This window comes from Aulosira sp. FACHB-615 (assembly GCF_014698045.1).
Taxonomy (GTDB): domain Bacteria; phylum Cyanobacteriota; class Cyanobacteriia; order Cyanobacteriales; family Nostocaceae; genus Nostoc_B.
Genome location: NZ_JACJSE010000041.1, coordinates 36526 through 44917, shown reverse-complemented (window position 1 = coordinate 44917; position 8392 = coordinate 36526). Strand labels below are relative to the sequence as shown.

The following is an 8392-nucleotide window of genomic DNA, read 5'->3' as shown; positions in this document are numbered from 1 at the left end:
TGATAAGATATCGGGCATGGGCTTGTTGTGGCTTTTGAGTTGTCGTTTGGGAAGACAATAACTCTACTACATCAGCCCTCTCTCTTCATCCTCTTATTTTGGCGAAGGTATTGTAATTAGCAACAATTCCTTGTGGGAAGCTATTATTTACTGAGGGTATTAATTGAGGTGAAGAAGGTACTTCAGTGACAGTTCCGTCATATCGGTTGACTTTCAGCACAGAGATTCGATTATTCGCAACATTGATAGCTGGTTGAGAAACAACATGCAGAAATGATTCTGTAGAATCTAAAGCTAGTTGAGCGCCACCAGTAAGCATCTCTCCCCTGAGTACAACCCTCTGAATTTCTACTGGTGTGCTGGGGTCTCGCCCAATATCATAGACAGTCACACTGTTATCAAGAGGGTTTGTGGTGTAAAGACGAGTTCCAGCGCGATTAGTTACTAGCCAACAAATTGCTCTACCCGAATTAGGTACGGTTCTCAGGAGGTGTAAATCTCCATCAGGCTCGTAAGAATAGACTCCCAATTGATTGCTGAGTGTAAAAGCAACATACAAAATTGGTCGACGGGGATGAACTTGAAGCCCCAGTGTTAGACCTAGAGGGTTGGGTGGGAATGCGGCTGGAGGTAGTTGTTGTGGTGAGTTTGGGCTTTGTTGCAAACGACCATTAGGAAGAATTTGATAAGAGCGCAATAAACCAGTCCCTGCGTCCATACCAAAGAGCAAACGTTTGTTAGGAGAAATGAGTGCTTGGGTAGGTAGAGAACCTCTGGGAACAGAAGCTGTAGAATTTGGAATAGGAATCAGTCTGCCCTTGGGAGTGACGCGAAAAGTAGTATAGTTCGGTAAAGAATCGCTGGCTTCCTGGGTGGGAATCTGCGGTAATAAGTTTTGGTTAACTACAGTCAAAATATCGCCGGCTAGACCAAGACTAACTGGCTGAACTCCCCCGCTAGGAAATGGCGATCCTTCTACTGGCGAAAGACTGCCATCTCGATTGATGTCAAAAACAGCAATAGTATTTGACCCAGAATTGACCGCAAATAGCCGCGTTTTTTCAGGGTTAACAATCACTTCTTGATCAGAAGCAAAGGCTGTAATGAAAAAGGGGCCTTTTCCAGCGATGGAAGCATTAGGAATTCCTGCACCGCCAGTTGGAAAAGACGGTGTAGATAATGGTGTGAGCGTACCCAAAGCATCACGGCGGAAACCAAGAATAGAGTTAGCATTGGGAGTTGGAATGTTACTTTGGGTGTAAACAATACCAGTTAAACGAGGCCATTGATACCAGTGGGCATCGGCACTTTGAATTGCTAATCCGCCTGTCAGTACAAGGGCGGCTACACCAGTGAGTGTCAGCAATTTTTGAGAACGCTGACGATTATTTTTGTTAGTTTTGGAGATTATATTCATCAATTTACCCTGGGAAATAACTACATGCGGTATGTAGAGATATCACAGTGATTCCGAGAATTTATGCAAATTTCTTCAGATCATTTCCGGGTAATCAATTATGCTTCTGTACAAGCAGAGGAAACTTTATACAGGAAGGTGTAAGATAAATTCTGTACCTTCACCCAACACAGAGTTACAAATTAATTTGCCATTGTGAGTTTCTTCCACAATTTGACGGGCGATCGCTAATCCCAATCCTGTACCTTTACCGACTCCTTTGGTAGTAAATAAATGGTCAAATATTTTTTGCTTGACTTCTGCCATCATTCCCTTACCATTATCAGCAATTGAGATGATTACTTGCTGCTCTACCACAGAAGTTGTAATTTTAATTTGATTGGGTTTGGCTTCGATTTCGGCAAACTTCCGCCCATCATTTGATTCATCTAAAGCATCAATCGCATTTGCCAAAATATTCATAAATACTTGGTTTAACTGCCCAGGGAAGCACTCAATATTTGGTAAGTCGCCATAATCAGTAATTACGGCAATGGCAGGGCGTTGGTTATTAGCTTTGAGGCGATGTTTGAGAATTAAAATTGTACTATCGATACCTTCATGAATATTGAATAAGGCTTTGCAATCCCTATCAGCACGGGAGAAAGTACGTAAACTAGTGCTAATGCTTTTTAAGCGATCGCAAGCCAGAATCATGGCAGAAATCATCTGGGGAATGTCTTCTAGGGTGTAATCTAAGTCTATTTCTTGGGCATGTTTAATGATATTTGGATTAGGAGGATTTAAACTTTCTTGGTACAGATTTAAATGTTGAATAATATCTGCCAACATAGGTTTAGCTTGTGCCAAACTAGCAGAAATAAATCCCAGAGGATTATTCATTTCATGTGCTACCCCAGAAACCAAATTACCCAAAGCAGACATTTTCTCATGTTGGACTAATTGGATTTGAGTATGCTGGAGATGTTGGAGTGTTTGTTCAAGTTCGGTGGCTTGTTTTTGGGTTTCAATTAATAAATCTGCTTGCTTGAGAGCAACTCCCATTTGTGCGCCAATTTGTTGGGCAAATTGAATTTCAAAAGGTTGCCAATGACGTGGGCGATCGCATTGATGAATGCAGAGTAAACCCCACAGTTCATCATCTTGCATAATTGGTACTACCAACGATGCTTTAACTTGGAACTTCACTAAAATTTCTCGATGACAATCAACTACTGCATCTGTGTTGATATCATCAATGGCACAATAGCGCCCTTGTTTATATAAGGTAGCAAATTCTTCTCCAAAACAATGATCTTGCACTTTTACGGCTAAAGCCGAAGTAAATGAGGGTAAAACATCCTCGGCGATAAATTCACCATATTCATAATTTGTCTCTAGGTGAAATTGATAAATTCCCACCCGATCAGTGTGGAGAATTTGACGGATATTTTGGGTAACGGCGCAGAAAATTGCCTCTAAATTTAAAGATTGTCGAATTTGCGTTACCACCTCAAATAAGGTTTTTTGCTGCTGGAGAGTTTGTTGCAGTAGTTGGGCTTTTTCTTGGGATTCTCGATACAGTCGGGCATTTTCTAAAGAAATCGCCGCTTGGGCTGATAACATTTGAATAATTTCCAGGCGATCGCTATGAAATACACCACTTGTCAGTTTATTTTCTAAATAGACAATACCGACTAAATGCCCATGATAAATAATTGGCTTACCTAATACACTACCGGGCTTGAAGGTTTGCATATATTCCCCAATAATGCCAGGAATATCTGTCTTACAATTATCAATGACAACGGTTTTTTGTGTATTCTTGACATAATTAATCAATGTAGCAGGAATCTCTAGGCAAGTCTCTATTGATTGGGGGTTAATTGTAGTTTCTATTTTCCCTTGAGAACTTGCTTGACGATTAATTTTAGTAATTGCTTTGACTTGCCAAATACCATTTTCTTCCGGGAGAATCAGTACTGCTTTTTTTGCCCCAGAATTTTCTAAAATAATTTCAGTTAACCCGGCGATAAGTTCATCTAATTCAATCGTACTGGAAATAGTTTGAGCAGCTTTGAGGACAGATACAAAATCTATAGCATCAGTAATATTAGTACTATTACTAGTAGATGTTTGAGCAATAGTCGCAATAGTTTCTAATGGATTGAAGTTGAGTCTTTGCTGTTGTTGGATAGGTTTTAGGAGTTGCGGGTAGCGCCTTTCTAAGTCGTCGGTTTTAGCTTTTGCGCCCCAGCGTGCATAGCCATAATATGCGGCTTGTATATATCCTTGGGCAGCATTTTCTTTATTCAACTTTAGATAAAATCTAGCTAAAAGTTCATTTGCTAGTGCAGCTTCGCAGATATAGCCATTATTTTTAGCGCCCTCAATTGCCCGATCATAACTTTCTATTGCTTCCCAGTAATTATTAAGTAATTGATGACATTCAGCCGACACTAACTCAAATTTGTGTAAATAATTCATTGGCGCTTTATCAGCCCAATTTTTCATTTTTTGCTGATTTTCAGCTATTTTTTTCAGTAACTCATCCAACTCCAGATGAGGCTTTTCCTTGTATACCTCTATGTGTGCTAAAGAATCATAAAAATAAAATAGAGGAATATAAGGAAACCCAACAGCCCCATCTAAATATTGTGCAGTTGCAGCAGCATCAACAATTGCTTGTTGATAGTCTCCCAATAAATAATTTAAAAATAATTTATGAAAATTGATGTAAAATAAACCCAAGCGATCATTAGATTCTATATACTGGGATAAAATAATTTGTTCATCAAAAAACTCTCCTTGTAAGTATGGTGATGAACTTCTACCAGTTTGGCAATCTTGTAGTGCCTGTTGCAACATTTTTAAATAATAAACAGAAGTATTTTGCTTGATTTGATAAAGAGAATCGTGAAAAGCTAATACTTCTTGTTGCAATTCTGATAAATCCTTTTCTATTCCACCAAAATATGCAAATGCACAGTGCATAACTGCGCTATATCCGGCAAATTGAAAATCTCCAGTTTCTAAGCCAATAGTATAAGCATCACGCAGAGGTTTTAAAGTTGTACTTAAAGCATCTTGCCAATGTTTAATAAAGCCATAAACCATAGCATTAACTTTACATTGCAGTTCTTTAATATTTAGCTTGTGCAATAAATCTAATGCAAGTTGACCAAACTTATAACCAGTTTCACTATTTCCCATCCCACCAGATAAAATCGCTGCATAACAGCCATAACTATGGGTAGAAATGGCATGATTACCAGATTCTACTGAAATTTTTACTTCTTTAAATGTTAGTAACACATAAAGAATAGGAGATGTAAGAAAAGCTGCCGGTAAAATGCTCGATATCAAGCGTAAAATTGCTAATTGTACTGGATCAGTCATTAATGGTAAGTTAATTAATGACTCTATTTCTTGACCTTGATAAGCTAATTGTGTTTCTTGTAATGCCACACCAATATCATTGGGTGTGGGATTTTCAGGAAATTCTACACCTAATAATTGTAGAACTTTCAGCACTATTTTGATCGCTACTAAAGCTTGATTTTGGGCAATTAAAGCTTGAGTTTTGACTTCATAAACTGTGATTGTGTCAAGAATTGTCTTGGCTTGTTGCAATAAAACTTCTGATAATCTTTCCATTTCGGGAAAATCACCACTGAGATAAGCGGCTTCTATGGCTGTTTCATATACTTTTAAAGTAAACTCATATTGATATTGCCAACTATTTTCGGGTAAAAGCTGTAGACTAAATGTGCAGTATTCCCAAGCGGCGCTATATGCTGTTGAGGCTTTAGCTTTTTGGGCTGCATTGAGATTTAAATGTGCTAGTTCGTCTCGCTGTTCGGCTGTTGCTAGTAATTTAATTCCCCAGTTCAGTTGATTAACAATGGCAAATATTTTCTCCTCCCGTTGATTTTTAGGAGTATTATTTAACAATAATTGCCCGATATGTAAATGGGTGCGTTGTTTGTGTTCTTCGGGTATTAATGAATAAGCGGCTTGTTGGATGCGATCGTGTAAAAATTTATAGGTGATAATTTCAGAAGTGTTTTGATGAATATTTTGATGATCTGAACTGATGAAAAACTTGTAAACATCACTTTGAGGTAAAATCAAACCTGCTTTTAAAGCACTCCACAAAGATGTTGCCGTTTCTGGTTGTGATTTTTGCGAAACAATTGCTAAGGTTTCTAAATCAAATTGGTTGCCGACACAAGCAGCTAATTTTAAAATTTCTTGTGTTGTTTCTGGCAATTTTTGGATTTGTAGTGCCATAAATTCAACAACATCGCTAGTAAGCGATCGCTGATTAATCGCCGCTATATTACATTCCCAATGTCCTTGCTCATAATTAAAATAAATCAGCTTATCTTGGTGTAAGGATTTGAGAAATTGTGTTGTAAAAAAGGGATTGCCTTGAGTTTTTTGATAAATTAATTGTGAAATTGGTAAGGCTAAGGTTTCTGAACAAATTAAGGTATCAGCTACTAACTGATTTAATTTCAATTCGTCCAGTTCTTTCAGGGTGATGGTATTAATTGTGGTGCCATTTTTAGCAATGTCATCTAAAGCTAAGATTAAATGATGCGCTGCCGAAACTTCATTATCTCGATAAGCTCCAATCAGAAGTAAATATTCAGGATGTGCCTCACTCATTAACGATTGCATCAGTTGTAATGAGGCAGAGTCAATCCATTGTAAATCATCCAAAAATATCACCAATGGATGTGCTGAGGCGCTGAATAGTTTAATAAATTTTTGGAATAGCAAATTAAATCTATTTTGGGCTGCATTACCTGATAATTCTGGTGCAGGTGGTTGTTTACCAATAATTAGTTCTAATTCTGGGATAACTTCAAGAATTACCTGGGCATTTTCGCCTAATTCTTCAATAATTTTATGCTGCCATTGTTGGATTTTATCATCGCTTTCGGTGAGTAATTGTCCCATCAAATCCCGGAAGGCTTGCACAAATGCTGAAAAGGGAATATTCCGGTTAAATTGGTCAAATTTACCTTTAATAAAATAGCCACGTTGTCTAACAATTGGTTTATGAACTTCATTCACAACCGCAGTTTTACCAATTCCCGAAAAACCCGCCACTAGCATAATTTCTGTGCTACCGTTAGCAACGCGTTCAAATGCGGTTAACAGAGTTTCAACTTCTAGTTCACGTCCATACAGTTTTTCAGGAATAATAAAGCGATCGCAAATATCCCTTTGGGCAATTTGAAAACTTTTAATTCTACCCGTTGTGTGGAGTTGGGTTAGACAATTTTCTAAATCATACTTGATTCCTAATGCACTTTGATAGCGGTCTTCGGCATTTTTCGCCATCAGTTTCAACACAATCTCGGAAACTACCTGGGGAATTTCTGCACTGTTAACTAATGCGGGCGGAATTTTGGCAATATGACAATGCAACAATTCCATCACATCGGTTGATGGAAAAGGTAATTCTCCAGTCAGTAACTCATAAAAAGTTACCCCCAAGGAATAAAAATCAGTCCGGTAATCAATCAAACGATTCATTCTCCCAGTTTGTTCGGGAGAAATATAAGCCAATGTACCTTCTAAGATATGAGGATTAATCAGCGTTTGAGTTTCTCTAGGCAACAAAGATGCAATACTAAAGTCAATAATTTTTACTTGTTTGGTATTGGGATTAATGACAATATTGCTGGGTTTAATATCTTTATGGATGATGCCATCACGATAGAGCGTATCTAATATACTGCACAGAGCGATCGCTATTTCTAAAAACTCTAGTAAAAACTCAGGAGATTGCCGTTTTGTGGCAGTAAAATAATCCTTGAGCGCAATTCCCCCCATATCTTCCATCACGATCGCATAGCCATTTTGATAAGGTTCTAGGCTATAGATTTCGATAATTCCAGGTTTATGCAAATTTTTAGCGATCGTGTATTGATTGCGAAACTGCACTAATTCATTAAAACTCGGATAAGGGTTTTTCAGCAATTTCACTACTACTGGTTTGTTGTCAATTTCTCGATATCCACGATAAACCAGTGTTCTCAAGCCATCGTAGAGTATTTCACTAAATTGATATCCAGAAACTGCTAACATACCACCAAATCCTAAAGACGCTTAGATATTAGTGTTCCCAAATATCATCAATTTCTCATCAATAATTTTGATTTTTTAATTTATTATTTCAATTCAATTTTCACTAAATTATCTTACCTATGTTTACAATGGAAATCCTTGCCTAATTTTCTCTGTTTATGGATTCAATTTGTTAAAGCAATGTCTAATACAATTTAGTATTTGAGATTTTAGATTAGTTTAGGTGAGCAAAAATTTTACACTTCTGCACCCTTATATCTATTCCTGCTAATGTGAATAGGACTTTATAGTAAAGTACTGACTAGGAATTTAGTACAAGTCAGCGTAAATAAACCAACCATAAGAAATTGTTAAAAGGCTTGTGGTATCACTATTCTTTCTTTTTCCTTTTAACCTTTTACTTTTGCCTTGTTGTACTAGTGTTATCAGGTATTTCAACCATAAACATAGTCCTAACAGATACTTCGACTACTTTAGTGCATCAGCTATTAGCAGTTAGTAGTGTACTGACATTGGGATCAAATTAACCGCAGATGGAATTTCTTTTACTACAATACTTTAGCCTTACCATAGATGTGTTAGCGACAGCGTAACACATCATACTTAATAGTCTGTTTACTCAGCACTTTAAAGCCAGTGGGTGACGAGGGATTTGAACCCGCAACCAATAGATTAAGAGTCTACTGCTCTACCGTTGAGCTAGTCACCCGCACTGAATACCTATTATAGCAGCTTTTGTGGGGTGATGCCAAGGTAAAGTTAATCAGGAAGCGGGTTACAGCGTAGTTAATCTAACAGAATCTTGTCAAGACAGCAAATGTGAAATGGCGATCGCCTTTCAAAAAAGAGAATTAGGATTTCTGAAGTCAGGAATAATCTTCTTTTTAGAGC

The 8392-nt window shown here is 37.6% G+C and carries 2 protein-coding genes and 1 tRNA gene; all 3 read right to left on the bottom strand.

Translation table 11 applies throughout. The features are described 5' to 3' along the window. Positions 1 to 85 precede the first annotated feature (85 nt). The 3 genes from H6G77_RS31895 to H6G77_RS31885 all read right to left on the bottom strand — a co-directional run bounded on the left by H6G77_RS31895 (position 86) and on the right by H6G77_RS31885 (position 8210). Entirely contained in the window at positions 86 to 1417 is a 1332-nt protein-coding gene (locus tag H6G77_RS31895; RefSeq protein ID WP_190873721.1) for a beta-propeller fold lactonase family protein, read from the bottom strand. A 126-nt stretch (positions 1418 to 1543) separates the two neighbouring features. Next, on the bottom strand, positions 1544 to 7501 hold the full coding sequence (locus tag H6G77_RS31890; RefSeq protein WP_190873720.1) for an AAA family ATPase: 5958 nt from the start codon (positions 7499 to 7501) through the stop codon (positions 1544 to 1546). Positions 7502 to 8138: 637 nt separating this feature from the next. After that, positions 8139 to 8210 (bottom strand) — tRNA-Lys (locus H6G77_RS31885). Positions 8211 to 8392: the final 182 nt, after the last annotated feature.

Coding starts and splice junctions, on each gene's coding strand:
- H6G77_RS31895 (WP_190873721.1), bottom strand. CDS start 1,417: ATGAATATAATCTCCAAAACTAACAAAAATAATCGTCAGCGTTCTCAA.
- H6G77_RS31890 (WP_190873720.1), bottom strand. CDS start 7,501: ATGTTAGCAGTTTCTGGATATCAATTTAGTGAAATACTCTACGATGGC.